This is a genomic window from Mesorhizobium sp. USDA 4132 (assembly GCF_056279545.1).
In genome coordinates this window covers 2824871-2847772 of the sequence record NZ_JBWCCP010000001.1, presented here as the reverse complement: position 1 = coordinate 2847772, position 22902 = coordinate 2824871, and the positions used below count along the sequence as shown (strand labels likewise).

Below are 22902 nucleotides of genomic sequence, written 5' to 3'. Positions count from 1 at the left end.
TCCGGACAGGGTTTTCGCGCTTCAGGCGGAACCTCCACCGGGGCATGCTTGACGATCACGACCGGGGCGGGCCTCGGCTCAGTCAGGGAGCAACCGGCCCCGCTCAACGCTAAGGCCGCAATCGTCACGGCGCGGAAGCTGCGCATTCTTCACCTTCAGTTCTGCAAGGAGTTGTTCGGCCGAGCGCACCTGATCGGTAGCGTCCGATTGAATTTTCAGGGCGGCGGAAGCCTGATCGGCGATCTGCTTGTTGGCGGCGGCATTTGCCTTGTCGATCTTGCCTTCCCAGAAGGCGTTGCGCTCGGCGATGGCGGTAGACCTTGCCTCCTCGACCAGGCCGTCGACTGTCCTCAGCGCCAGCCATCCAAGCAGGGAGGCAGCGAGCAGCATCAACGCCGCGACGATGAACGGCGTGGCCGCCTTCTGAAACCACGCCACGATCATCGGACCTCTCCCGTGTCATCGGTCGGCTGGTCCCTGGAAAGATAAGGGGACGTCGAAGGCGGAATGAGGCTTCGATCTTGCGCTGTCCGAAAGTCCATCGAACCCGAAAAGCGGTGGATGCCGAGCATGGCCGCGATCAATAGGAGCATCGACGGGATCACCGTCGGAGCCAGCGCGACGGCCTCAGCGGAGCCGCGCAGCCCGCCGATGATGAGCAGGAAGACAACTGTCCAGGCGAGGGCTGAAGAAACCCAAAGCGCCCGCTTTGATGTTCCATAGGAGGGACGTTGCATCATCGGCCCCCAATCGCGGCAATCGCCGCCACCGGAAGCGGTCGACTGTTGACGTGGACCTGCTTGATCAGTGCCAAGAGGATGCAGATCGTGAAGTCGATGACGAGGCCGGGCGTTCGCATCTCACGCCTCGTTTTTCGAGGCAGGGACGCCGGCCGCCGTCAGAATAACTTTTCCGCCGCGCGGCTCATCGCCCGTGGCCGGCCAACGAACAGCGGAAAGGCGCGACTTCTCGATCCGAGTGATGCTGACGCTGTTGGACTGATTGCCGCCAAGGACATGATAGTGGGTGGCGTCTTCGCCGACATAGATCCCGACGTGCCCACCGCCGGACCTCGTGAAGGTCAGGATCGCGCCGAGGACCGGAATGGTGAGGCGACGGCCAAGCTTGTTCCACTCAAGCGCGCCGAGCGGATTCTTTGGCAGGGGCTCACGGGGAAGGGTGGCTGCTATGACGTGCCCGATGAAGAGGCCGCACCAGGCGGTGTCATCGTTCTTGTAAAATCCGGCGACCCAGCCGCCGAGCGCGCTCGCCCAGCCGAGGATCGTCGAGTTTGACTGTGGACCTGGAATTTCACGAAGTCCGACAAAGCGGCGAGCCTCCCGCATCCAGACCGGTTCGGCCGGAATGCTCGGGACCGTTTCAGTGTCGGCGCTGTCGTCGAGTGAGTTTGCCGCCCGGCGCAACGCCTTCACGGTCTCTTCATCGGCCTTGCCGTTGATCTTCAGGCCCTCGGCCCGCTGGAACCGTGCGAGAGCATCGATCAGGGACCGGCCATACACGCCATCCATGACGCCAGCATACGCCCCGTGGGCGCGCAGCCGGCTGATAAGCCACTCTTCAAACGTCATGATTTGCCCCCAATTCCGTCAGGGGCGAATATGCGATGGCTTAGCTTGGGGGAGGGGCTGACAGGTGTCAGCCCTGATTAGAAGAGCCGGCCCTGCCGGGGGTCTTCCGCCTTCATGCGAAATATCGTGCGCTCATGCAAGCCCGATATCCGCGCAGCCTCTCGCACGCTCCGTCCCGCGTCAAGAGCCTCGGCGGCCTTTCTGCGAGCTGTCTTCAAGAGGGACGCAGCCCCCCGTGGGATAACGCAACGCTGCAGTCCGAGATGACGGCCATCGGCGTCAATGACAGCTAGGCCACGGCAGATCTTGTCCGCTACATCAAAGCCCAGCAGCTCAACAAGCCAATGGCCGGGTCTTGCCTGGGGCGGTAAATCAACCCGTGTGCCGCCGTGGCTTTGAGCAATCTTCAGAGCTGGTTCGACGCCAGCGATATCGGCGATATCGGCAAGAATGCCAGGAAGAGCCGTCACTGCCGTCTCCCTTTGCCGAACAATTCGTTCTCAAGCTCGATCTGTCGGCGGGTGATCTGCCGTACTTCGATTTCCAGCTCCAGGCGCTTGTGCGCATGGGGCCGGAGTTTCGCGATCCGGGTCAGGAGTTGCTCACGCTTTTCCTGAAGCCGGAGGTGCTCCGCCTGTCTCGGCCCGTCGAGAAGTGGGAGCTGTGCGGACATCAGCCGTGATCCCTGATGAGGAGGCCGCCGTCGATGTTGCGGACCGAGAGCACAAGGCTGTCACGATGATGATCCGGAGCGCGGTAGACGAACCGGGCGGTCAAGGTGCCATCCAGCTTGCGCCAAATCCCCGAGGACGGCCGCAGCTGGTAGCCGTCGCCGACCATAGTCATCAGACCCGGATGAACGAGCAGCGGTGCGAGACGGGTCAGCAGGTCCATTTCGAGCGGCAGCTTGTAGTTGGTTCGAAGCTTTTTTCTGCGGGCCATCAGCTTTCCGTTCCGATTATATTGGGCTGGTCTTTTCGGATGCGGTCGCCGAGATAGTTCATGACCGTGATCCATTCCTGGTCACTGAGGTGGCGATCCAGAACGTCGTGGTTCACCAGGTCGATGACCACCGGCCAGAAATCCTTCGCGGCGTCAGGAGCGACAATTGCCCATTGGGCGTGGGCGATCTTGTAGCCGAAATGGCGCATGTAGCTGTCAGGATGCAGGCCGGCATTCGACCAGGTGACGCCGGCCTCGCGGGCTATCCAACCCTTAAGGGCCTCTATTACCCGTTCGGCGTCGTCGGCGTGGTGAAGCCAGCGCTCCCGGTCAATGCCGGTCTGTCGCCTGACAAAGGCTTCAAGCGCGGCGTCATCGCGATCGCGGACGGTGCCGAGGTTGTAGCCGGCGATCCAGAGCGCCTGGAGCTTCTTCGCGAATTTTCCCGATAGTTTGGCACGGGCTCCAGTGCGCTTGCTGGTGCCAATCGGCGCGAACCCTTCATTGCGGAAGACGGTGAGCACTCTTTGGCGCTCACTCTCCGACATTGCCTTTGCCGAGGTTTTTCCGGTGATGTTGCTGAGCTTGGCCCGATAGGTGTCGTCATCGAGGCCGAGCTGGGTCTTAGCGACATGGATGGCTGCGATCGACGAACTCATAGCGCGTCCCTCATCTGGGGCGCTGGGGTTGCGCCCGAACTTTGGTCCGCTGGCGTACAGGAACAAAGAACCGTGCTAATTGTTTTCGCGCCTTCGGAAAGGAGCGGCTCATGCAAAGGTTCTACCTTCACCTGAACTACCTTCACGACTTCGTCGCGGACCCGGATGGTTCCGAGTATCCTGATCTTCAAACCGCCAGGTTCGAGGCACTCCAAGGAACCCGCGACCTCGCGGCCGACTGCCTCCGTCGCGGAGAGGAGTTCAAGCTTTGGAGTGTGCGTGTTTGCAATGCAGACGGTGACATGCTGGACGAGGTTTTCGTGCAAGAAGCGCTTGAGGGCATCATCCCGGTGATTGCCGTGCCTTCCGCCTCGACCGTGAGCACCCTCTAAGACTGTCAGATGCTCGCCCCCCGCCATCTGTAGATGTGAGGCTGGTGGAATCAATTCTTGTGATACTGATGGGGCGGGCTCCCTGTCAGAGCCTAGGGGCTGGCATGTCTCAGGAAGGCCAGCCCTTGATGCCTGATCATGTACCCGCGGAACCTTTCGGCCAGCCGCTGGTTGTACGTCGTTAGGGGTGCCAATTATGGGTACATATTTACTGCTTTTGATAATTTGCTTCGTATTGGTCTCAGCGACGGTGGTCTGGGCATTCCGATCGAGAGTTTCCGTCCCAGACGCAGGCTGAGACATCTCGGGCGGCGTGTGGCCATCACCGGATATCATTCGTGAATTGCTAATATACCCCGAGGCGCCCAAACCGTTGGAGCCGGATGTTTTGTTTAGGCCATGGAGCGCACGCGAAGGCGGACCCGCGTGCGCTCCATGCACTTGCGTTTGGGGCGGTGGTGCCTTAGCCAAAGCCTCACGTGCGACGAGGATCTCGACGTAGGCCTCCTGAATGCTGTCGGCGATGCGGGCGAAGATGCTCGCACCCTTCGGACCGATTGCGCTGTCGATCCGCTTCAGATCCTCAGCGATCGTGAAATGCTCCAGCGCGCTTAGGTCCGCCAGATCATCGGCCCGATATGCTTCGAGGCATAGGGCTTTGATCGCCGCATCCAGATGCTTGATTGCGTTTTCGGTGCTCATATCGCCCCTCACGCTTTCGCCAGATCGATGGTGACCGCCTGCCACGCGTCGGTGATCTCGGCCCTGGTGTAGAACCGAACGTATTCCTTCGAGCCGGTCACCCGCATCGCGTCACGGATCGCATCCATGGCGCGCTGCCAGCGAGGGTCGTCGATCTGATGCCGCATCAGCATGAAGATCTCGGCGCGGTTGATCTTGCCTTCCTGGTCGGTGTTGAAGGCACGGGTGATAATGGACTGGATCTCCGCGCGGCTATCCGCTGACCATTCCGTCAGGCACTCGTCGATGATCGATTTCGCCACCTGGAGTTCCGCGCCGAAGTCGATTTGGTCGGCAACCTGGACCTGGACTTTCATCAGTCCGTCGATCGTCTGATAAGTGCGGTTACCCTTGGCGCCGCCGATCTTGGCGCCATACTCCTGCGCGATCAGAGCATCGAGGCCCCCGAGATCGGTCATCGTGTGACCTCGGAAACGGGCGATCTGGGCGTTGAGGTTGATCGCGTAATCGATGATTTTGCGAACAGTCTCGTCTTCCAGCTTATGCTGCGGCTTGACCAGTGAGAGCGGCACGAAACCGCCCTTCGCATCGGTCATGTATTCTTTGCCATTGATGAGCGTGACGCCATCGGCGCGTTCTTCAAGGATGACAGCTTCCATTCTACTTTCTCCGATTTCTGATGACGGTGGCTCGAAGTGTCCGGACAGCCCTGATCAGCTGCTCGCGGGCATTGGCTTCCCCGACCGTGTGAGTGGTTCTTTCCCAGTGATCGAGCGCGTCGACGACGCGAGCGACAGCAACATCGAGAGCTTTGTCCGGCGGCCGGTTCTTCACCGGCTTCACGAACCCGTGGACCAGCGCCCGGCTGACTTCCGGCCCAACCGCTTCGACGAGCTGGTCGAGCGGGAATTGGATCGTGGCGTTGATCAAGACTGAATTGTTCATGCCCTTCCGCCTCCCGGAGGAGCGTGTGAAGGGAACGCGACGACATTGCTGCCAACCAGCGCCAACCCGACCTGCCGGCCACCCAGGAGCCGCTGCTGCCGCTCAAGGATGCGCTTTTCCTCTTCGACCTCTACGGCCAGAGCGATCGCGGTGTTGAGACGTTCGACGAGGCTTGTGACGTCCTCGCTGGAGATGAATCTGCCGCCATGCACCGCCGGCTTCAGATCCTCGCAGATCTCGAACAGATATTCGGACGGAAGCTGAGGGCCCATCAGCGCTTCCTTCCGAAGTTTGGCGTGATGACGTTGCCGGTGGTTTCAAGAACCAGACCGACGGCTGCATCCTGCGCGAGCTGCTCGACCGTTGCGGTGTAAACCCGGCCGGCGTCCATCAGGCGGTAGACGTTCAGTTCCGTCTCCATGTTGGTCGCGATCGTCCGCATCAGACGCAGGTTTCGGGTGATAACCTTGATGCTGTCAGCACCGATCTCTGCGACCTCTCCTTCGCCCATCTGCTCGAAAGGCGAGAGTTGACGGAGGAGGGCGCCAAGATTGTCGCTCAGTCTTGGAAGGGCTCTGCTCATCCCAGATCCTCCACGTCGCGGTTTCTCCAGGCATCCTGGATGTCTCTGACAGTGACAGACCGCTCATCAGCCAGGGCGACCATGCTGGCGAGCTTCATCGTCTTGTCGATCTGACCGAGCGCACCACCCTTCAAACCGATACCGGTCAGGAGTTTTGCGCTGTCGTGGTCAGTGACGCCCCAGGCTGCAATGTACGCCGAGATATCCTCGGCATATGGCTTCTGGCGCTTAAGGTGCTTGCCGATCCGGCGCTTGAGCTGCGCGTAGGATTTGCCGCTCGCCTGCTTGGCAAAGCGGGAATAGACCTCCTCGTTGCCAACCAGTGCGATCCCGCATTGATAGATGTCGGAGAAGTGCCGAAGCTGGTTGATCGCGTCGTCGACCAGGTTCTGAGCCTCGTCGATGATAAGAAGGGAACCGCCGCCGATGCGCTGGAGCCTTGCGCCGATGGCGCGGGTGAGCTTGGCGGGATTGTTCTCGTGAACCTCAAGCTCGGCGGCAAGCTCGACCAGCATGCCATGCACGGTCCTGGTGTGGGGGCTGACGGTGGCGTGATAGACGTGCGGATGGGTTGCCCGATAATGCCGGCAGGTTGCCGTCTTGCCGAAGCCCGCGCCGACCGTAATCATGACCAGGTCGGCCGTCATCTGTGCCCACTGCAGTGTCTGGGTGATCTCGGATGCGATGCGGGTCTTGACGAAAGTCGGCGACATTGGGATTGCCGGCATCGCTGCGGCTTCCTTTACCGCCTCAACCCACTGTTTCATCTGCCGGTTCTGGTTATCGAGGCGCCCCAGATAGGTGCCGGAAAACCACTGGCTGAAGGTGCCGTCCTTCATGGCGCTGCGGCGGGTGACTTCTGCCTTGCTCCAGGAATTGGCGATCGCCAGTTCCGCGACCTGCTCACGGATCGAGCGCCAATCGTCGATGTCGTCGACGTGCTTGTTCAGGAAGTCGATATTGGGCTCGAGCTGTTCCCAGCCGGTTAGCCTACTTGTGTCGACATGCTTGTTCATTCTAAGGTTCCTTTTGTGTCCCCGTAAGGGGTGATTTGGCGGGCGAGGTTTTGACCTCGCCCAATTTTTTTGTTGGAACCGGACGCATTACATTTCGGCTCTGCTATTGCGGTCGGACGCACTACTTTCCCGACCGATCCCCCTGCGGGAATTGGATGACCGCGCTCTCTCCAGCCACTCGGGACAAGGCGCGTGAAAAGCTGTCTTCGAATGCTCCATCGTCCGCGACCGGCTGCTGCTGGAGCGCCAGATTGCCTCTGACGAGGCGGGTGACTTTCGGCTGGATGGGATCCTGCTTGGCGCGCCCGGTCTCGCCCCTTGTGAGGATGTCGGCGAGCTGGGACGCGGAGAGGGCGGTCTGAGCGGCTTTCTCCGCAGCGATTGCCTTCTGGTAATCGCGCCGCTTGCGGGCATGCTGCCGAGCGGCTTCCTGGTCGTCGAAGCCAGCGTCAGCGATGCAAGCCGCGTCGCAGATCAGCGAGTTCTTCAAGTCATAGACTTTGATCGAGCCGTGCAGGTTGTCAGGGTCGAAGCGGATTGTGACCTTCTGGCCCGCGTACTGGTTAAGTTCGCGGCTCCAGTAGCGGTTGCCATGGTAGTGGATCTCGCCGCTGCCCTTCTGTGCACGGATGACTTCAGACGCGAGAAGCCAGAGCGAACGCTGTGCAGCCGTGGGCCAGCGAACGATAGCGCCGGCGTCGATGCTGGCCTGGAAAGTTTCGTCGAAGCTTCGGCCCTTGCAGGTCTGTGCCTTGCGGCCGGTCCGAGCGTTGTGCTCGACGATCTCGCGCCCCACATGAGCTCGGAAATCTTCGAGCGGTACAGCGCGGTTGCCGTAGTTTTCCGGCTTGGCGTCTGGCTTGTTGCCGGTATAGGCGCCGGCGCAGAAAGGGTGCTTCGAGATGTTCTCGGCGAGATCGCCCCAGGCGCGCTCGATCGGCTTGGATTGGCCCGAGTAGGGATTGGTCCAGCGCGGCTCGATGCCGAGCGTGACCAGCAGGCCTTCCGGATCTTCCTCGCGCACCTTGAAGCGGTAGCGCGTGGCAGCGCCGCCGGATATCCATTTCGAAGCGAATGACCGGCCGTTGTCGAGGTAGATGCGGTCGGGGATGCCGAACTGCTCAACCATGTCGCCGATCACGAGGCGCACCGTTTCCTTGTTTTCGCTGTCTGAGAGGCGCCACGCGAGGATCTTGCCGGAATATAGATCTTGGATGCCGACCAGGAACATGCGAACCGGTTGCAGCGACCAGGGCACGCGCACGAAAACATCGAGTTTGTGCCCGTCCATATTGACCATCTGCATTGCGTGCAGGTGCGAGCGGGTGCGGCGTTGCGCAGGGTAGAGACCCTTTGCCTTTTCTTTCCCGTTGCGGGCCAGCTTCTGGACCGCTTCCGAAACCTCGGCATCGAGCCGGCGGCGAAGCGATCGCTCGTGGGGGATCGGCTTCCAGCCCTCCTTCTCAGCGGCCTTCATCATTCGGCGGTAGCAGCTGGAAAATTTGGGCGCCTCTGCCCGTAGATAGTCGGAGGTGAGATATTCCCAGGCGCGTGGGTCGCAGTCCGACCTAGGGCGCTCGGTCGAGAAGCTAGGTGCAAGCGCCGCCAGCCAATCCTGGCGATCGATGCCTTCCACCATGCTGAGCCAGTTGTAATAGGTCCGCTGGCTGACGGCCCGGCCCTTTGCAGCCATGGAGATTGCAGCCACGACCTGAATGCCTGCGGAGGTCAGCCGGATGATTTCCAGGAGGAGCTTCAGACGCCCCTCGCAAGCCGCTTTGTGGTCTTTCGAAAGAGCTTCAAACCTCCTCCAAAGTGCAGCCTTCTTTTCGGCCTTGAGGTTGCGGTCATCGTTTGCAGGCGCTGAGTGAACGATAAGGAGCCGTGTCTGCGCGGCCTGCGGCAACAGGGAAATGTGATACTCCCAGACAGGCTTGGTCTTACCCGGCACCCGTCGAGCAGTGGCATCATTGCCGCGCCATTTTGCGCGAGCGAGGTTATCCAGGCTCTTTTCGGTGCGTGGCAGATCCGGGAGGTTGGCGGCGACCAGCTCTGCGATGGAGTAGAACTGCTTCACGTCTTACCGTCCCCGTCTCTTGATGTTGATCGGAATGGAGCGGAGCGATTTCAGCTCCTGGGCGAGCGCTCGTTGCTCTTGTTGGAGCCGAGCGATCTCCGCCAATCTGGCCTCATCGCCTTCGAGCATGGTCAGCCCGTCCTCGGAGACGATCAGATCCCAAAGCCAGAGCGCATTGGTCGCGCGAACAAAGGCCTTGAAGCGGACAAGGCTGATGTCGTGGGTTGTCTTGCTCTCGGCCGTGTAGGCGTCCAGCGTCGTCTTTGAGAGGTTGGGCAGACCGAGATATTGCGCCATGCGGGCCGCAATGACCTCGCGGCCATAGGGGCACTCCCGAACCGCTTGCGACATTGCGCGTTTAAGCTTTCCGCGGAACCGTTCAATATCGATTGTGGTCGCGCGCTGGCGAACCGGAAAGAGTGGCTCCAGGAAGAAGTCCAGCTGGCCGGGGTGCTTACTCATCACCGGCCTCGCTGCGGATCTCGGCCATCAGCTGGTCGGGCGTATCGCCCAAGCCAATATGATCGAGGAACTGGCTGCGGGTTTCCTCGCTGGCGTCCTCCCAGGCGGTGACCAGGCGTGACAGCAAAGTTGCCTGCTCGACCTGCGCCTTTGTCAGCTGCGGCGGAGGATCGACCAAGGCGAGAGCCTTTTTCAGATCCGGCTCGGCGCGGAAGGCGAGAGCCGCCTGGCGCTGCTTCAGCGGCTCCATCTTGGCGATCTTGAGGAGGGCGGACTGGTTGTCGGCGACCGGAGTGCCGCGTACGGCAGCGCGCACGTCTGGGTGAAGGCTTTGCGCGATCTTGTTCAGGGCGCTCTACTGCCCGGCGGGAAAGGCCCATGCGGTCGGCTACATGGAGCGAGAAGCTACCTGCCTCAGCTTCGTCAGCGAATAATTGCGACAAGTTGGCGCGATTTCCCGGCCGGCCTGCGCTGATCGTCCCGTGCTCTTTCTCCCAGACGTCGCGATAGGTCTGCACGAAGATTGCGCGGTCCATAACGGATAGATCGTTGCGAAATAAGTTCTCGGTGATCTCGATGAGCTGGGCTTCAACCTTGTCGCCTTGAACGATCATGGCGTCGATCTCGGGCTCCTCGTTGATCTGCTCAGCACGGATGCGGTGAGCGCCAGCGACCAGCGTGTACTTCCCGCCCTTCGCAGCAGGCGTGCTGCGGACCGTGATGGGGTTGATCAGCCCGTGCTCAACGATGCTCTGGGCGATCGCCAAGGCATGTTCTTCCTCTACGGCGCGCAGGCGCTCGGGAATAACGATTTCGGAAATCAGGATGCGTTTGAACTCGGCCATTATGCGACTGCTTCTTCTGCGGTGGTCTGAAGGGAGATGAGAGAGTGGGCGCGCTGAGCCATCAGGCGGTAGTGGCTTGCGAACCGGAGGCTCTCCAGCCGGCCGTCGATGGTGCGCAAAGCACGATTGATCGCCTCCCGCGAGCGGTCTTCGATCTGGACCACCCGACGCTTCGGCCACTTCAACTCGGCGATCATCAGGTGCATGACGACCTGGCGGGCGAGCGCGGCATCAAACCATTCATGTGGCGGATCGACGATCTCGCCGACAGTCAGGTGGGGGAAGCCCTCACGAACAGCGGCAAAGCAGGCATGGAGGTGCGCTTCGTAGAGCGAATTTTGATCGAACGGGTTCATCGTCATCGCGTCACCTGCAAGAGGAGCGACACGACAGCAGCGGAAAGGCCGGCAGCGGAGACGGCGAAGATCAGGACCGTATCGGCCAGTCTGCAGATGCGGGAACGAGAGGGGATGAACGGATTGCGCATGTCTAAGCAGCCGCTCCGTTTTGGCGTTGTGCCATGGTGGCCGGACGCTCATAGTTCTCGCGGGGTTGAGGAGATTTCCGCAGACCGGAGCCGTGGTAACGCGAGCGCCACAGAAGATGTGGCTTTGTACCGAGAGCTGCAGCGATCGCCCTTTCCCCAGCCGCGTTGGGCTCCCGGAGCGTCGTTCCGGCTGTCCCGCGCGGCAGCTGATAGGTCCGATCGACATCAAGAAGGGAAAGACCGGCGACGAGCAACTTGCTCTTGATCGTCGCGATCTCTGCAATCTTGTCGATTGGCTTACGGGTCTTCTTGTCCGCCTGCTGGGGCCGGTGCATAGTGGATCCTCGTGTGATGAGGGAGGCCTTGGCCGGTCTCCCTTTTCATTGGTGATTTGGTCCGTATTTATGGAGAGGATAGCAATTTTCTGCCACGTCGCAAGCAGTAATCTGCTAGTTGCGGCAGAAATCTGCTTTTTGCGATGGCATCATTGGGCTCTCGGATCCGCGAGGCATCTGCCTTGATCGGTGGTTTGGACAAGCTTGAGGCAAAACTCACAGGGGTGAGTCGGCGAACGCTCTCGGACTATGTTGCTGAGAAAAGCGAACCAAAGGCCTCGACTGTGATCGAGATTGCCGATGCCACCGGGGTATCGGTAGCGTGGCTGATGTCGGGTGACGGTTCGCCTACATCCGACTCTCGTTCACTTGCAAACGACCAGGTCGTTCGGCTCCCACGTTTTGATGCGCGTGCATCGGCGGGACGAGGTTTAATTCCGGTGAACGAGATGCCAGTTGGCGAAGTGGCGTTTGCAAAAGACTTCTTGCGAAACCTCGGAGCAAATCCCGACTACTGTTACATCCTGGAAGCTCGCGGCGACTCAATGTGGCCAACCATTCCGGATGGCGCCCTTTTGATCGCTGATGCCTCTAAAACCGAGGTCGATGATGGCCGCATTTATCATTTCAACGTGGTAGACAGAGCCTTGGTAAAAAGGGCGCGATGGTCGATGGACGGGAAGCTATTCTTAACGTCCGACAACGTCGCGGCCGGTTACCCGCCAGAAGAATTCACTGCCGATCGGATCGACGAGCTTCGAGTTGGCGGGCGCATAATGTTTACCGGCCACGCTCCGATGCCAGTGCGGTAATCCACAGGTTATCCACAACCTGAATACGTCGCGCACCCTCTAAAGCATATGCTCACTCAGCGGTCGCATCCACATGTGTGACCGGCGCGAAGCGAATACCGATTGACTCCTTAGCTGCCTGGAACAAAATAAGAACATCGATTTGAACCCAAGGAGCTACCATTGTCGCTGTCTGAGAAATTCATTGTCATGCCATTCAAGAAAATTCGTGGCAATCTGGCACCCGGGGAGATGCGGCAGGCGTCTAGCTCGGCCTCCGCAGAGAGGATTGCCGAAGCGATGGCGGGAAGGTTTATTGGTGTAGCTGCCTACTCGGTGATGGTAGATTTGGAAAGCGGAGACATGTCCTCGCCACGCGAGCTGTGCAAGTTTGGCGAGGTGGGGGAGCTGGCAGCGTAGGCAGTCGTCGTGGCAGAATTCGACCCTCTGCGGCAGGCCCTCATCAACCTTCTCCGGACACTTCAGGCAAGTCCGGAGAAGCCCGTCGATTTATATGAAATAGGCGTCCCGCTGGTAGACCAAGGGTATACGCAGGACGAAATTTTGGCTCTCTTGCTCTCGCTTGAGCATGAGCGGTTCATCGGGCGGATCGAGAACAACAGGCTGCGGTTGGTTGAGCCGCTTCTAATATAGGGCGGACGTCAGTTATGGGGCCGGAAGGGGACTGGCGGTCCTGTCGACGATCTGATCGAAAGCAAGCCACTCGGTTAGTTTATTGCCGGCAGTGGGAAGGCGCTGCTGCCCGCTGTCGAAAATCCAACTTGGTTTGATGTCTTGGACATCCCCGAATTGTACCACCAACCAAGCATTTCCGCCGTGGGGATAGCCGATTGGATATGTGGATAAGTTTGGCCAGGATGGAAGTAGCGGCGTCCCTCTGTGACAATAGACGAAAGACTCACCTTGAAAGCGTCACATGCCCGAGGACTACTTCCGCGTATTGAGCCTTGATGGTGGGGGAGCGAAGGGCTTCTACACCCTCGGAATACTCCATGAAATTGAGGGACTGATCGGTTGCCGCCTGCACGAGCGGTTCGACCTGATATTTGGCACGAGCACTGGCTCGATAATTGCAGCGCTCCTCGCGCTTGGCCACAGCGTCGATGAGATACACGAGCTCTATAAGACGCACGTGGTCACCATCATGGAGAAGAAGAAGGCTTCAGAGAAATCCCTGGCGCTGGCCAAGCTCGCCGACGAGGTCTTCACCGACAAAGTGTTCGCCGACGTGAAGACTAACGTCGGTATCGTCACCACGAAGTGGGCCACCGAGAAGCCAATGATCTTCAAGGGGAACATCAACCAGGCGCACGGTCGACAGGGGACTTGGGCGCCTGGGTTTGGCGTGAAAATCAGCGACGCTGTGCAAGCTTCGTGCTCGGCCTTTCCCTTCTTTGAAACTAAGACCGTCACTGTAAGCGCGGGCGTCGAGATTGAGCTCATCGATGGAGGATACTGCGCAAACAATCCAACGCTTTACGCTATAGCCGACGCAATGGCCGCCATGAAGGTGCCTGCGGACAAGCTCCGCGTAGTGAGCCTGGGCGTCGGAAGCTACCCTGAGCCAAAGCCGAAGATGTGGCAGGTCGGCTGGTGGGCAAATCGCCTTCTGAGCGTGCGGCTTCTGCAGAAAACGCTCGGCATCAATACAGAGTCGATGGACCAGCTTAGGGAGATTCTCTTCAATCAGATCGAGACAGTGCGGATCAGCGACACGTTCCAGAAGCCTGAGATGGCTACCGACATATTTGAACACGATATGAAGAAACTGAACCTTCTCCGCCTGCGAGGAATGGAATCCTTCGCGTCGCGAGAGGCCACACTCAAAAAATATTTGCTGTAGGGAGACATGCAATGGGCATTCCAGAGGCGCAACTTAATACCTGGTCGGCGCAAGGAGCTGCACAGCAGTCTCGTGATACTTATGCGACCATAAAAGCGGCGTTGGAAGACGCCAACGCGCCGTACGCAACTCACGAGCACAGCTCGTTCCTGCAGGGCTCATACGGGAACGACACTAACGTCCGTGGCCGAGATAGCGACGTGGATGTCGTGATGCGCTTGGACAACCGCTTCCTCTACGATCTGGAAGCGGTTGGGGAGCCCGGCTCGACCGCATTTCACCAAGCGTTTCCGAACGTCGATTACGGCTACGACGACTTCAAGCGCGATGTTACTGCCTGGATGTTTCAGAAATTCGGTGTTGACGTTGAGCCTGGCACGAAGGCGATACGCATAAAGGGGCGTAACAATCGGCGAGATGCGGACGTGCTCCCCTGCATTCGCTTTCGACGGTACTACAATTTCAAGAGCGCCAGCGAACAAAGCTACGCTGAAGGCATTTGCTTCTTTGCCTCGGACGGCACGAAGATCATCAACTATCCGATCCTTCACAAAGACAACTGCACGGTAAAGCACCAGGCGACGAACAGCTATTTTAAGGCGATGGTTCGGATCATCAAGAACATGCGCAACCGCATGGTCGAAGAGGGACTGCTCGAAGAAGGCCTAGCGCCGTCGTATTACCTCGAAGGCCTTATGTATAACGTGCCGAACAATTCCTTTGGCACCTCGTACTCTCAAACCTTCATCAACTCCATGAACTGGCTCGTAAAAACCGACCGCACCAAGCTGGTGTGTGCCAATGAACAATACTACTTGCTGAGGCCCAACTCGCCGGTGTGCTGGCAAGAGGAGAAGTGCAAGGCGTTCTTGGACGCCACCATCGACTACTGGAACAACTGGTGAGTAGAAGCGTCTCTGCGAGCTCCGCTATAGGCAAGTGGTAAGCGGTCAGCGACGTGGAAATCTCTTCCGGCCGCGACAGCGGTCCTTACCCCGATTTCCGAGCTTTATTGCAGTCATCAGGATTTCCACGTTAATGTGGAAATCTAATTTGGCATTGGTGGCCGCACACGGATACGGACCCCCTTATTCGCCAAAGCGCGCAAGTTTGAAATTGCCGAGTTTTCAAGGTTTTGAAGATGCCTTGAAGGCCGTTCGAGCTTTTTCGAAGGGTTCATGAAGGGGAGGGCGTTTTCTCTAGCGGGACAGCGTTTGTGCCGGTTTTCGGCGCCTCTCGTGTCAAACCCCATTCGAAGAAATCGCCATCCGGTCCGCTGAAACCCTTATAGGTCAGGGCTTCCCGCCACTTCCCTGTTAATCCCGGAGAATCCCACATTTGTCAGAACTCGGTGTCAGACAACAACCGGAATTCCGGTTCGATGAAAGTGGGACATTTTTGCGAGCCACGTAGGTTTTGCGGCGCTCGAAACCGGCATCAATGATGCGCTTGGATTGGGCGGCTTTGGTGTAGTGCTGCGCCATCTTGGAATCAGACCAGCCAAAGATCGCCATCAACTGATGTTCGGTAGCACCTGCCTCGGCGAGGATCGTCGCGGACGCCTTTCTGAGGCCGTGCGACGAGCATTCCGGCAAATCGGCATCGTTGCACCACTGGCGCATCTTGTTGCCGAAGCCGTTCCCGCTGAACGCCTTGCCGTATTCGGTGATAAGGAAGGTCGGCTGATCATGTGTGATCGCGTCCAGCGCCTCCCGCAGCTCGTCTGTGACAGGCAGGCTGAGGGACTGCGCATATTTGCCGGAACCCTTCTCCGGCATGAATTCGATACGGTCGCCGACCAGGTTCCGCCAGCCGAGCTTGACGAGATCGGAGCGCCTCACGCCCAAATTTAGCATCAATTCCATTGCAAGCCGGGCCATCGAGCCGAAAGGATAGGCGGCGCGATAGCGCGCCAACTCCGCTTCGCTCCAGGTGTGGAAGCCGGGCGACTTATGAATTTTGGTGACGCCATTCGCGGGGTTGAATGTCGCCAACTCGGCACTGATAGCCCAATTGAACAGCGCCTTCAGATATTTCACCAGCTTGTCAGCCGCGCCGGGCGTGCCGCTGCGCTTCATCTGGCTGGCTTCAATGTCTGATTTGCGGATCTTCTTGAAGGGGAGCTCGCCCACATTGCTGCAGTAGCGATTGAGGACGCTCTTCTTGTCTTTCTGCGTGGCCGGCGACTGACTTTGAAACGCCTTGGAGCGATAATAGGTCTCGACCAGCCAGCGAACCGAGCCGGGCTCCAGTCTTGAAATCGGGACCGTCTTTTCACCACGATCGCCAGCCAGCACGCGATGATATTCCTCGGTGAACGCCTGGGTGACGCTGCCCGCCTGGTCCAGATAGGTAGACGTCATACGATATTTCGGCATGCCTGGCAGGCGGAGATAGAACCGCTCGTTGCCGTGCCGATCGACATCCCGTGAGCAATATTTGAAGGGAACGCGCTGATTACCCGACCGCGTAATCAAACGGGTTTTCGCCATCGTCTTCGTCTCCGCTCAAGCCCTGTTCTTTGATGTCGTACCAGGACGCGCGGATTTCCTCGGCATCCCAACGGCGCAACGCACCGATCTTCACGCCTTTCGGCATAAGGCCACGACGAACCCAGTCGTCAAAGGTGCCCGTCGAGACGTCGAGAAGTTCCGCCGCACGGACGCGGCTGACCGCGACCTTGTAAATGGGGCGTGGGGCCAGCGCTTCATCTTGCTGCTTCATGTGCCGCTCCTCACACTCTGGAGGCGCTATCAACAAGCACCAAAGCCTTCTGCTTGGGCTCGACCATATTCGCCGCCAGATACTCATCCACGGCGTTTTCTGGCAGGAAGAGGCTTCCGCCAATCCGGACATGACGGATTTCCTGCTTGGCGATCAGGTTTCGGATGCGAGCAACCGGCCATCCGGAGCGATCGGCCAATTGCTTCGGTGATAAAAGCTGAGATTGCATAACTGCTCAACTCCTTAGAGATAATTCGACACGAGACAGAACGAATCATATAATCGCGCTGGACACAACACTTTTATCGCATTTGAGATATTTCTATGCAAGATGGATTCATGGAGGCGATGGGGCAGCGGCTGGGGAAAATCCGGAAGGATTCCGGGTTAAAGCAGGTGCCCTTTTCCGAAGCGCTTGAGGTGTCGCAAAGCGCTTACAACACCTACGAGCGGGGAAATCGCGAGATCCCGGCAAAACTTCTCCGGCTTCTGCATGTGAAATTCAATGTGAACCCCGTGTGGATGCTCACGGGGGAAGGAAGCCCTTACAATCGGGATACCGTCGATCTGTATCACCAGGTCACGGGGGCGGTTGACGCTTTCATCGCCAGGGAAAACTGTCAGGTGGAACCGGACAAGCGCTTGAAGCTCATCCGGTTCCTGATCGACTACGCCGAGCAACACGGCGAATTCACAGAGGAAATTGCAGAAAAATATCTGAGGTCAGCGATATGAGTAAATCGAGCTTCGAAGAGCAGATAATGCAGGGCGTATACGTGCTTGGTCGCCAGCGCGATCAACTGGCATTCGAAAAACGAAAGTTGGCAAGACAGTTGCGCTATGCCCAGCATTCGGCCCGCCTCACGAGCCTTTCAAAGCAATACGATTTCGGGATGGTCTTCTTCGCAGCAATCGGAGCTGTCTTGCTCATTGTGTTTGATGGGAGAAGCGACTCCGATGCTTGGTTGACACCTGTGCTGAGCCTGTCCCTCATGCTGTTCGCTTGCGGTAGTGCGTTGCGTGGCCGGAAGATGGTCAGCCGGATCAGAAGCTTCCACGACCGCTTCGGTAGCTGGCAGTTCTAACGGCAGTTATTCAACCCACTTTGATGGGTTGAATAAATTGAAAAAATGCATTATTTGAACCATTGAAAGGGTCAATTAATGCGCCTAACGCTCCAAACCCATTTTGACGGCCAGTGGCATCACGCCGCGACGCTAGAACTCAAGGACGACGCGGCCGGCTTCCAGGGCGCGTCCATCGTCGATTACGATATCGACTATTTCGTCTCTTTGGCTTCGGCGGAGTTTGCTGCCGGAAAGACGGTCCGTGACCATCGGGCCTTGTCAGTCCGCTATCCCGTTGATCTTGAAAATCGATATAGCCGCAGTTGGCCGCCGTTCCTCTTGGATCTCATGCCGCAGGGACATGCAAGGCGAAAGCTTGCCGAGCATCTCAGCCTTGCTGAAAGCTCGCGCGCTTCTGATCTCCCGCTGCTTCTGCGATCGGCAACGGGCGGCATAGGCAATATTCGGATCAAGGAAGCAGCAGAGGCCGAAACGGAACGGCTGCATGGGGTACAGCGCCAAGGCGTAACAGAAGTTGAAATCCTTGAGCGGTCGGATCGCTTCATGGAAGTCGCCGATCGCTTTGGAATGCTCGCCTCTGGCTCAAGCGGCTTGCAAGGCGAATGGCCGAAGGTCTCGATGACCCAGGCGAACAACGGGCTCTATTATCCTGACAGCTTCGTGACCGATGATGAGGCTGTGCGCCACGTCATCGTCAAGCTGGTGCGAAGCAACGAGCCTGTGGACCGCCTGATTCTCGAAGGCGAAGCACTCTATTCACGGATAGCTCACGAGATCGGTCTGAATGTCAGCGAACCATCGACCTATGCCGAAGGCGTGCTGATAATTCCCCGTTTCGATCGGAAAAAGAAAGAAGGCGGCGGAACTGTCCGGCTGGGCCAAGAAAGCCTCGTATCCGCGATCGGCGTTGCCGATTTCGGCCATGTCGGCACGCACGAGGCCTATATCGAAGTTCTGCGCCAATATTCGGCCGATCCGTTCTCGGACGTTGTTGAATATCTCAAGCGGGACATCGCCAACTTGGCGCTTGGCAATCCCGACAATCACGGCAGAAATTCCGCTCTCAGCAAGCACCAGGACGGCACGATCCGGCTGTCTCCGCTCTTTGATTTCGCACCAATGCGGCTCGCCAAAGAGGGAATCGTTCGCTCCACCCGATGGGCGATGATGCGTGACGGTGGTCGCGATCATCTTCCCGATTGGAAGCGCATTTGTGGCGAACTGATGCCGGATCCTGACGAGCAGAAAGCGCTCGCGGCTGCGCTTTCCGCGTTTGCCGAACGCTTGCGGCAGGCACCGGCCATGGCGAAAGATATGGGGGCGTCTCCTGAGATTCTGGAACGTGCGATGGGTCGCTGCATCGAGATTGCGGACAGCGTTCTGGTGGCGTGCCAATGATGCAGGAGGACAGCTAAATGGCTCGCTGGAAGAAACCGACGAAAGAAGAGATTCTTGAAAACCGGCGAACACTGGCGGAGCTCGCTCGAACCGGTGATCTAAGGCTGCCTAGTGCTGTGGCAGAAATCCGAAAGGGTTTCGGCATGACCCAGGAAGAGTTTGCCAAAACGCTGGCACTTACTCGGCGCCAAGTTGCGGAGATCGAAGCCGGCACGGCAAATCCGACGCTTGAAACGTTGGATAAAATCGGGCGGCTATTCGGTTTCGGGGTTGGCTTTGTTCCGCGGATCAGGGAACCTCGATAGCGCGAGCAGAATAGCGGACCAGATTGCGAGAAAGTCTGATACCTTGATTGAACTCCAAGGAGGTAACAACCAATTATTTAAGCCGAATTTCGTCGATCTGACTTTTCGCTTCTGAGCTCAATTGCCCACTTTCCAACGTCTCGATCAAGCGGCCTGGAAAATGTGTCGTGTACCACTGTTTCTTAAGGTCGCGATGCGCCGCGTAGCCCTTGTCGGACAACATGCCCCAATGCTCCCAGTAGTATTTTTCTCCACCAATTCGAAGCGTGAAATCAGGCAAGAAGAACGTTCCGTCTTCGGCGTAAAGCGGCTCCTCGTAGGTGAAAGGCACTCCAGCCTGGTGGAGTAGATTTGCGATGATGACCTCGGATTTCGAACGAACCATGTCGCCGCTCAACGCCTCATGGACCTTTCCGCTTTGATACCAATCACTTCTTGCCAAAAGGCGGTCGTCGACTGTCCTAAAGTGCCCGAATAGCGAAGACGAAACCAACAAGCTTTGTGCGTTTTCCTTCCTTCGCGCTTCAAGCAATGGCGAGAGATTGCCCTGTATATAAAGCTGACAATGTCCTTGCGCACGCGTTAATGCTGTATAGAGCAACTCTGCTGAAAGCGACCTGCGTGAAGCCGGTAGTATCACGAATGTATGAGAGAACTCGCTTCCTTGCGATTTGTGTATCGAAATCGCGTAAGCGAGTTCGAGGTTATTTTCGACGCTCTCTGAGGTAGACTTTCCCCTCGTCGAGGTAGGAATCTCGCGTCCGTAATTAACGCAGATCTTGTCTTTCCGCGCAAATTTCACCTGAAATCGCTTCAGTCGCTTTTTGCTGTAACCGGAAAAGACCTTCTTCAGATCGGCTCGATCGAAGTTGTGCGGCTCAACATACCCGATCTCGCCGTTAAATAACTCAACTTGACGAGATTTTCCTAGAGCAAAATCGTAAGCCCAAATTCCCCGACGGGATGTCCTGTTCTGGATCTGAATCACCTTGTCGTTCAAGGTAATCCCATCAACAGCCCCCACTCTATCAATCAGATCATTCGTAAGGATTGATTGCAGCTCGATGTTCAATGCGTCGACGCCGTGGAGCTCCCCGCGATGTGGCGTCAAGACTTGAAGTCTTTCTGGCTTGTTTTGCATGACTTCATTTCGCCAAAGCTTGTATATTTGTTCTTCTTCGGCATCTCTCGGAAGAACAGAGACTAGATCAGCAACCAAGCTCGCAATTAGCTCATCGGCTGAATTCCAATAGACAACGTCCAAGTCTTCATCGATCTTACCGCCCTGATGCACTTTCTGAAGGAGTTGTTCAGCCGCAGGCGAGGTCTGCTCGCCGTAAACGGCAGAATCCACCAGGAATAGTTCGGCCAGAGCGAGTATGCCCTGACCTTTTGCATCGAGCCGATTCTCCATCTGGCGCATATTGGTTTGCAGCACCGCCAGGTTGGGTGCTCCGACCTTTCGCAGCCATTCGATGATGTCCGAAAAGACGCGCCCTCGGCCGATGGGTGGGAGCTGATTATGGTCGCCTACCAGGATCAGTCGTTTTACATTCTGCCATTCGATAGACCGGAAAAAAGTCGCTGCGAGAGCCAGATCGAGCATGGACGTCTCGTCGATAACAATCGTGCCTTCGAGATCAGCGCATTTTCCTCCCCATCGTTTGAATGTAAGGTTGTCGTTGAGCCATCCATTTGATGCCAGGAATGAATGCATCGTCGAGACGTTGACCCCGCCAATATTATATCGCTCGAACACTGCGCGCACACGATCCGTCGCCTTGCCGGTCGGCGTCATTACATTGATCGGTGCTCCGGTCCCTTCGGCCTGCCGAATGGCTTTCACGATGGCGCGGATGATGGTGGTCTTGCCGGTTCCGGCGCGGCCGGAAACGACCGATAACGGCAACCTGAAAATCTGAGCGCACTGGCTCGCCTGCGCTTCCACTGCCAGCCGGTATTCGTCGCCGCCCTTCTTGGCCAAAGTCGATTCATCGTCGGATACCGCTCGAAGCCAAAATCCTTCCGGAACCGGGCGCGGAAGCGTGATCGCCGGTCGATCGAAAAGTTCGGTCAACGTCCTGTCTACAGTCCTTTCGTCCAGGAAAACGTGCTTCAGATAGAGGTAAAGCCGATCGTCTTCCTTTTTCAGCACCAGGGCCTTTTCGAGCGGCTCCCTGTCAACTTCGAAATAGCGCAGGCTGAAATTGTGCCGTTTCCATTCCGGCAAACGATCCATACGCGCGTTGATTTCTTTGAGGATAATGTCTGCCGGGCGGAAAGTCTGGTTCGGCTCGCGCTTTAACTGCTCAACACAAAGGGATCGCAGTCTTCGGGGGTCGTCGTTCAACATATCGCAGAGCACCTCGCCGCCCAACTCCGGCGATGGAAAGACCCCACGATCAATCGTGCTCCAGGGAATAATGTCGTCAGGCCCGTCACCAACGAAAAACTCGCTTAACAGATAGGGGTCCTCGACGATCGCTTCCAAACTCTCCGGAAGGCCATGTGCGATGCGTTTCTGCCCGACGACGCTTTCCAACTGATCAAGGTAGAGATCAATCCGAACCGCAATCGTCTTGAGAAAAGCCTGCACATCATACTCAAGCAACTGCCAGGAACGCGACACCCGCTTCAGGGTAAGGCCGGTAAGCTCCAGTTCGGGGCAGTTCTTGCCCGCTTCCAGGGCATCGAAGAATAGCTCAAAGGCCTTCTTCTCCTCACCACGGTCACAATACCACTTGCCGTTTTTAATCGAGCCCCCTGCATCTAGGAAATCCATCACGGTCAAAAGTCCGGGATACAGACCGCGACGCTTCCAGAGTTTGGCAATCTGCGCCTGTACCCATGTGGCGCGGGCATCCCAATCCTCATTCGTGTCGCCGATCTCCTTCAACCGCGCGATAACGTCGAGCATTTGCTCTAGCATGCCGATGGTCACATCGTCGGTGAGATGACGTGCGCCGTATTTGCAGGTGGCAGGATTTTCGGGCGTGACCAGAAGCCTGTCGAGAATTTCCGGCCGCTCGCGATAAGCATGATAGGGTATACGGAAGCCTTCGTCAGGATAATGGGACGCAATGTTTCGCGCCCATATCATCCCATTTGCATAATTCTGACGAACATAGTCAGAGGGATTGGAATAAAACAGCGGCTTTCCGATCTGCTTCACGCGCGAGACGCCGACGATCACATACCTCGGATCGTTCTCGTCGGTAAACGGGTTGGAATGGTTGGCGTAGTAAAAGATAAGGCTCTCGTCCTCCTCCAACTCAGCAAAGAACTCGTCCGCCCCCGCCCGGCGCTTGTCATTGTCGAGGCGGCCATCGGTATAGACCTCATCGCCATACATGGCTTCGTACGGCCAGACGCAGACAGTTGACGGGGGCATATCCCATTCTTCCCGTTCAGCGCCGCCGTAGAAAAAATCGGGCGGGTTGGAGTATCCTCGAATGGCATCGGGGCCGAAAGCGTTGATGCTGTATATACACGGCGGGAGATCAACGCTTTTGACATTGCAAAGCGCCTGTCCGGAACAGGCTTGCTCCCGTTTCAGATTGCGCTCGCGGTGGATCAAATCACCGGGAAAGGACTTCATGCCGACACAGTAGGTGTTCTGCTCCGGTTTCGAACAGATGCGGCCATTCCATCCGTCATCGTGCCAGGCAATGCGCGCGGTGAGATGAGTGGTCATGCTC

At 57.7% G+C, this 22902-nt stretch carries 31 protein-coding genes and 1 pseudogene; 9 read left to right on the top strand and 23 right to left on the bottom strand.

The window, feature by feature from the left end; translation table 11 throughout:
- Positions 1–78 precede the first annotated feature (78 nt).
- The 7 genes from ACZ9IU_RS14485 to ACZ9IU_RS14455 all read right to left on the bottom strand — a co-directional run bounded on the left by ACZ9IU_RS14485 (position 79) and on the right by ACZ9IU_RS14455 (position 3190).
- Complete coding sequence (locus ACZ9IU_RS14485) at positions 79–444, bottom strand: hypothetical protein (RefSeq protein WP_038544043.1); 366 nt, start codon at positions 442–444, stop codon at positions 79–81.
- Positions 445–736: 292 nt separating this feature from the next.
- On the bottom strand, positions 737–859 hold the full coding sequence (locus ACZ9IU_RS14480; protein ID WP_275452091.1) for a hypothetical protein: 123 nt from the start codon (positions 857–859) through the stop codon (positions 737–739).
- Position 860: 1 nt separating this feature from the next.
- Positions 861–1589 (bottom strand): TIGR02594 family protein, encoded by a 729-nt coding sequence (locus ACZ9IU_RS14475; RefSeq protein WP_051899760.1) that lies wholly within the window; start codon positions 1587–1589, stop codon positions 861–863.
- A 77-nt stretch (positions 1590–1666) separates the two neighbouring features.
- A complete protein-coding gene (locus tag ACZ9IU_RS14470; protein ID WP_038544041.1) occupies positions 1667–2059 on the bottom strand; it encodes a hypothetical protein in 393 nt (130 codons plus the stop codon).
- On the bottom strand, positions 2056–2262 hold the full coding sequence (locus tag ACZ9IU_RS14465; protein WP_038544040.1) for a hypothetical protein: 207 nt from the start codon (positions 2260–2262) through the stop codon (positions 2056–2058). Before ACZ9IU_RS14465 ends, ACZ9IU_RS14470 begins: the two co-directional genes overlap by 4 nt.
- A complete protein-coding gene (locus ACZ9IU_RS14460; protein WP_038544038.1) occupies positions 2262–2531 on the bottom strand; it encodes a hypothetical protein in 270 nt (89 codons plus the stop codon). Before ACZ9IU_RS14460 ends, ACZ9IU_RS14465 begins: the two co-directional genes overlap by 1 nt.
- Positions 2531–3190: a gp16 family protein gene (locus ACZ9IU_RS14455; protein ID WP_038544035.1), complete on the bottom strand. Its 660-nt coding sequence runs from the start codon at positions 3188–3190 to the stop codon at positions 2531–2533. The genes ACZ9IU_RS14460 and ACZ9IU_RS14455 overlap by 1 nt, the downstream gene beginning before the upstream one ends.
- 110 nt (positions 3191–3300) lie before the next feature.
- On the opposite strand from ACZ9IU_RS14455, the gene ACZ9IU_RS14450 reads away from it, so the two are divergent.
- Positions 3301–3582: a DUF6894 family protein gene (locus ACZ9IU_RS14450; protein ID WP_157885149.1), complete on the top strand. Its 282-nt coding sequence runs from the start codon at positions 3301–3303 to the stop codon at positions 3580–3582.
- 710 nt (positions 3583–4292) lie between these two features.
- On the opposite strand, the gene ACZ9IU_RS14445 is transcribed toward ACZ9IU_RS14450, so the two are convergent.
- The 12 genes and pseudogenes from ACZ9IU_RS14445 to ACZ9IU_RS14390 form a co-directional block, all read right to left on the bottom strand.
- Positions 4293–4943 (bottom strand): DUF3164 family protein, encoded by a 651-nt coding sequence (locus ACZ9IU_RS14445; protein WP_038544031.1) that lies wholly within the window; start codon positions 4941–4943, stop codon positions 4293–4295.
- 1 nt (position 4944) lies between these two features.
- A complete protein-coding gene (locus ACZ9IU_RS14440) occupies positions 4945–5229 on the bottom strand; it encodes a hypothetical protein (protein WP_038544028.1) in 285 nt (94 codons plus the stop codon).
- Positions 5226–5501, bottom strand: a complete 276-nt coding sequence (locus ACZ9IU_RS14435; RefSeq protein WP_038544027.1) for a hypothetical protein — start codon at positions 5499–5501, stop codon at positions 5226–5228. Before ACZ9IU_RS14435 ends, ACZ9IU_RS14440 begins: the two co-directional genes overlap by 4 nt.
- Positions 5501–5812, bottom strand: coding sequence for a hypothetical protein (locus ACZ9IU_RS14430; protein ID WP_038544025.1), 312 nt, complete (start codon positions 5810–5812; stop codon positions 5501–5503). The genes ACZ9IU_RS14435 and ACZ9IU_RS14430 overlap by 1 nt, the downstream gene beginning before the upstream one ends.
- Entirely contained in the window at positions 5809–6828 is a 1020-nt protein-coding gene (locus ACZ9IU_RS14425; RefSeq protein ID WP_038544023.1) for an AAA family ATPase, read from the bottom strand. Before ACZ9IU_RS14425 ends, ACZ9IU_RS14430 begins: the two co-directional genes overlap by 4 nt.
- A gap of 121 nt (positions 6829–6949) precedes the next feature.
- Positions 6950–8905, bottom strand: coding sequence for a transposase domain-containing protein (locus tag ACZ9IU_RS14420; RefSeq protein WP_038544021.1), 1956 nt, complete (start codon positions 8903–8905; stop codon positions 6950–6952).
- 3 nt (positions 8906–8908) lie between these two features.
- Entirely contained in the window at positions 8909–9367 is a 459-nt protein-coding gene (locus tag ACZ9IU_RS14415; RefSeq protein ID WP_038544019.1) for a hypothetical protein, read from the bottom strand.
- Entirely contained in the window at positions 9360–9683 is a 324-nt protein-coding gene (locus ACZ9IU_RS14410) for a hypothetical protein (RefSeq protein WP_498957800.1), read from the bottom strand. Before ACZ9IU_RS14410 ends, ACZ9IU_RS14415 begins: the two co-directional genes overlap by 8 nt.
- Before the next feature lie 301 nt (positions 9684–9984).
- A pseudogene (locus ACZ9IU_RS14405) lies at positions 9985–10212 on the bottom strand (ParB N-terminal domain-containing protein); the annotation flags it as partial.
- Complete coding sequence (locus ACZ9IU_RS14400) at positions 10212–10574, bottom strand: hypothetical protein (protein WP_038544015.1); 363 nt, start codon at positions 10572–10574, stop codon at positions 10212–10214. The pseudogene ACZ9IU_RS14405 and the gene ACZ9IU_RS14400, both read right to left, overlap by 1 nt.
- Entirely contained in the window at positions 10571–10699 is a 129-nt protein-coding gene (locus ACZ9IU_RS14395; RefSeq protein ID WP_275452090.1) for a hypothetical protein, read from the bottom strand. The genes ACZ9IU_RS14400 and ACZ9IU_RS14395 overlap by 4 nt, the downstream gene beginning before the upstream one ends.
- 2 nt (positions 10700–10701) lie before the next feature.
- Positions 10702–11034 carry a helix-turn-helix domain-containing protein gene (locus tag ACZ9IU_RS14390; RefSeq protein ID WP_038544013.1) on the bottom strand — a complete coding sequence of 111 codons (333 nt, stop codon included), beginning with the start codon at positions 11032–11034 and terminating at the stop codon, positions 10702–10704.
- Positions 11035–11216: 182 nt separating this feature from the next.
- Between ACZ9IU_RS14390 and ACZ9IU_RS14385 the strand changes: the two genes are divergently transcribed.
- The 4 genes from ACZ9IU_RS14385 (at position 11217) to ACZ9IU_RS14370 (ending at position 14594) form a co-directional block, all read left to right on the top strand.
- Positions 11217–11846 carry an XRE family transcriptional regulator gene (locus tag ACZ9IU_RS14385; RefSeq protein ID WP_157885148.1) on the top strand — a complete coding sequence of 210 codons (630 nt, stop codon included), beginning with the start codon at positions 11217–11219 and terminating at the stop codon, positions 11844–11846.
- A gap of 162 nt (positions 11847–12008) precedes the next feature.
- On the top strand, positions 12009–12245 hold the full coding sequence (locus ACZ9IU_RS14380; protein ID WP_038544012.1) for a hypothetical protein: 237 nt from the start codon (positions 12009–12011) through the stop codon (positions 12243–12245).
- A gap of 517 nt (positions 12246–12762) precedes the next feature.
- The gene (locus ACZ9IU_RS14375; RefSeq protein WP_038544008.1) at positions 12763–13689 is read left to right on the top strand and encodes an anti-phage phospholipase; all 927 of its coding nucleotides are present in this window, start codon (positions 12763–12765) and stop codon (positions 13687–13689) included.
- A gap of 11 nt (positions 13690–13700) precedes the next feature.
- Positions 13701–14594, top strand: a complete 894-nt coding sequence (locus ACZ9IU_RS14370; protein WP_038544006.1) for an anti-phage nucleotidyltransferase — start codon at positions 13701–13703, stop codon at positions 14592–14594.
- A gap of 411 nt (positions 14595–15005) precedes the next feature.
- Here the strand turns inward: ACZ9IU_RS14370 and ACZ9IU_RS14365 are convergent, their stop codons facing one another.
- From ACZ9IU_RS14365 to ACZ9IU_RS14355, 3 genes are read right to left on the bottom strand one after another with little or no spacing between them, the layout of a single operon-like run.
- Complete coding sequence (locus ACZ9IU_RS14365; RefSeq protein WP_065814777.1) at positions 15006–16181, bottom strand: site-specific integrase; 1176 nt, start codon at positions 16179–16181, stop codon at positions 15006–15008.
- Positions 16147–16413 carry a helix-turn-helix transcriptional regulator gene (locus tag ACZ9IU_RS14360; protein WP_038544003.1) on the bottom strand — a complete coding sequence of 89 codons (267 nt, stop codon included), beginning with the start codon at positions 16411–16413 and terminating at the stop codon, positions 16147–16149. The genes ACZ9IU_RS14365 and ACZ9IU_RS14360 overlap by 35 nt, the downstream gene beginning before the upstream one ends.
- A gap of 10 nt (positions 16414–16423) precedes the next feature.
- On the bottom strand, positions 16424–16642 hold the full coding sequence (locus ACZ9IU_RS14355) for a helix-turn-helix domain-containing protein (protein WP_038544001.1): 219 nt from the start codon (positions 16640–16642) through the stop codon (positions 16424–16426).
- A 110-nt stretch (positions 16643–16752) separates the two neighbouring features.
- On the opposite strand from ACZ9IU_RS14355, the gene ACZ9IU_RS14350 reads away from it, so the two are divergent.
- From ACZ9IU_RS14350 to ACZ9IU_RS14335, 4 genes are all read left to right on the top strand, one after another.
- On the top strand, positions 16753–17148 hold the full coding sequence (locus ACZ9IU_RS14350; RefSeq protein ID WP_244447422.1) for a helix-turn-helix domain-containing protein: 396 nt from the start codon (positions 16753–16755) through the stop codon (positions 17146–17148).
- Positions 17145–17498, top strand: a complete 354-nt coding sequence (locus ACZ9IU_RS14345) for a hypothetical protein (protein ID WP_038543998.1) — start codon at positions 17145–17147, stop codon at positions 17496–17498. The genes ACZ9IU_RS14350 and ACZ9IU_RS14345 overlap by 4 nt, the downstream gene beginning before the upstream one ends.
- Positions 17499–17576: 78 nt before the next feature.
- On the top strand, positions 17577–18899 hold the full coding sequence (locus ACZ9IU_RS14340) for a type II toxin-antitoxin system HipA family toxin (protein WP_038543997.1): 1323 nt from the start codon (positions 17577–17579) through the stop codon (positions 18897–18899).
- Between the two features lie 17 nt (positions 18900–18916).
- Positions 18917–19204, top strand: coding sequence for a helix-turn-helix transcriptional regulator (locus tag ACZ9IU_RS14335; protein ID WP_038543996.1), 288 nt, complete (start codon positions 18917–18919; stop codon positions 19202–19204).
- Positions 19205–19277: 73 nt separating this feature from the next.
- Here ACZ9IU_RS14335 and ACZ9IU_RS14330 read toward each other — a convergent pair whose 3' ends face one another.
- The gene (locus ACZ9IU_RS14330; protein ID WP_038543995.1) at positions 19278–22898 is read right to left on the bottom strand and encodes an ATP-dependent DNA helicase; all 3621 of its coding nucleotides are present in this window, start codon (positions 22896–22898) and stop codon (positions 19278–19280) included.
- Positions 22899–22902 lie beyond the last annotated feature (4 nt).

Excerpts from the sequence above, each read along its gene's own strand:
- ACZ9IU_RS14425 (WP_038544023.1), bottom strand. The coding sequence starts at position 6,828 with ATGAACAAGCATGTCGACACAAGTAGGCTAACCGGCTGGGAACAGCTC.
- ACZ9IU_RS14355 (WP_038544001.1), bottom strand. The coding sequence starts at position 16,642 with ATGCAATCTCAGCTTTTATCACCGAAGCAATTGGCCGATCGCTCCGGA.
- ACZ9IU_RS14480 (WP_275452091.1), bottom strand. The coding sequence starts at position 859 with ATGCGAACGCCCGGCCTCGTCATCGACTTCACGATCTGCATCCTCTTG.
- ACZ9IU_RS14395 (WP_275452090.1), bottom strand. The coding sequence starts at position 10,699 with ATGCGCAATCCGTTCATCCCCTCTCGTTCCCGCATCTGCAGACTGGCC.
- ACZ9IU_RS14340 (WP_038543997.1), top strand. The coding sequence starts at position 17,577 with ATGCGCCTAACGCTCCAAACCCATTTTGACGGCCAGTGGCATCACGCC.
- ACZ9IU_RS14345 (WP_038543998.1), top strand. The coding sequence starts at position 17,145 with ATGAGTAAATCGAGCTTCGAAGAGCAGATAATGCAGGGCGTATACGTG.
- ACZ9IU_RS14390 (WP_038544013.1), bottom strand. The coding sequence starts at position 11,034 with ATGCACCGGCCCCAGCAGGCGGACAAGAAGACCCGTAAGCCAATCGAC.
- ACZ9IU_RS14375 (WP_038544008.1), top strand. The coding sequence starts at position 12,763 with ATGCCCGAGGACTACTTCCGCGTATTGAGCCTTGATGGTGGGGGAGCG.
- ACZ9IU_RS14350 (WP_244447422.1), top strand. The coding sequence starts at position 16,753 with ATGGAGGCGATGGGGCAGCGGCTGGGGAAAATCCGGAAGGATTCCGGG.
- ACZ9IU_RS14460 (WP_038544038.1), bottom strand. The coding sequence starts at position 2,531 with ATGGCCCGCAGAAAAAAGCTTCGAACCAACTACAAGCTGCCGCTCGAA.
- ACZ9IU_RS14450 (WP_157885149.1), top strand. The coding sequence starts at position 3,301 with ATGCAAAGGTTCTACCTTCACCTGAACTACCTTCACGACTTCGTCGCG.
- ACZ9IU_RS14335 (WP_038543996.1), top strand. The coding sequence starts at position 18,917 with ATGGCTCGCTGGAAGAAACCGACGAAAGAAGAGATTCTTGAAAACCGG.
- ACZ9IU_RS14415 (WP_038544019.1), bottom strand. The coding sequence starts at position 9,367 with ATGAGTAAGCACCCCGGCCAGCTGGACTTCTTCCTGGAGCCACTCTTT.
- ACZ9IU_RS14430 (WP_038544025.1), bottom strand. The coding sequence starts at position 5,812 with ATGAGCAGAGCCCTTCCAAGACTGAGCGACAATCTTGGCGCCCTCCTC.
- ACZ9IU_RS14475 (WP_051899760.1), bottom strand. The coding sequence starts at position 1,589 with ATGACGTTTGAAGAGTGGCTTATCAGCCGGCTGCGCGCCCACGGGGCG.
- ACZ9IU_RS14445 (WP_038544031.1), bottom strand. The coding sequence starts at position 4,943 with ATGGAAGCTGTCATCCTTGAAGAACGCGCCGATGGCGTCACGCTCATC.
- ACZ9IU_RS14465 (WP_038544040.1), bottom strand. The coding sequence starts at position 2,262 with ATGTCCGCACAGCTCCCACTTCTCGACGGGCCGAGACAGGCGGAGCAC.
- ACZ9IU_RS14360 (WP_038544003.1), bottom strand. The coding sequence starts at position 16,413 with ATGAAGCAGCAAGATGAAGCGCTGGCCCCACGCCCCATTTACAAGGTC.
- ACZ9IU_RS14485 (WP_038544043.1), bottom strand. The coding sequence starts at position 444 with ATGATCGTGGCGTGGTTTCAGAAGGCGGCCACGCCGTTCATCGTCGCG.
- ACZ9IU_RS14440 (WP_038544028.1), bottom strand. The coding sequence starts at position 5,229 with ATGAACAATTCAGTCTTGATCAACGCCACGATCCAATTCCCGCTCGAC.
- ACZ9IU_RS14435 (WP_038544027.1), bottom strand. The coding sequence starts at position 5,501 with ATGGGCCCTCAGCTTCCGTCCGAATATCTGTTCGAGATCTGCGAGGAT.
- ACZ9IU_RS14455 (WP_038544035.1), bottom strand. The coding sequence starts at position 3,190 with ATGAGTTCGTCGATCGCAGCCATCCATGTCGCTAAGACCCAGCTCGGC.
- ACZ9IU_RS14370 (WP_038544006.1), top strand. The coding sequence starts at position 13,701 with ATGGGCATTCCAGAGGCGCAACTTAATACCTGGTCGGCGCAAGGAGCT.
- ACZ9IU_RS14365 (WP_065814777.1), bottom strand. The coding sequence starts at position 16,181 with ATGGCGAAAACCCGTTTGATTACGCGGTCGGGTAATCAGCGCGTTCCC.
- ACZ9IU_RS14400 (WP_038544015.1), bottom strand. The coding sequence starts at position 10,574 with ATGACGATGAACCCGTTCGATCAAAATTCGCTCTACGAAGCGCACCTC.
- ACZ9IU_RS14330 (WP_038543995.1), bottom strand. The coding sequence starts at position 22,898 with ATGACCACTCATCTCACCGCGCGCATTGCCTGGCACGATGACGGATGG.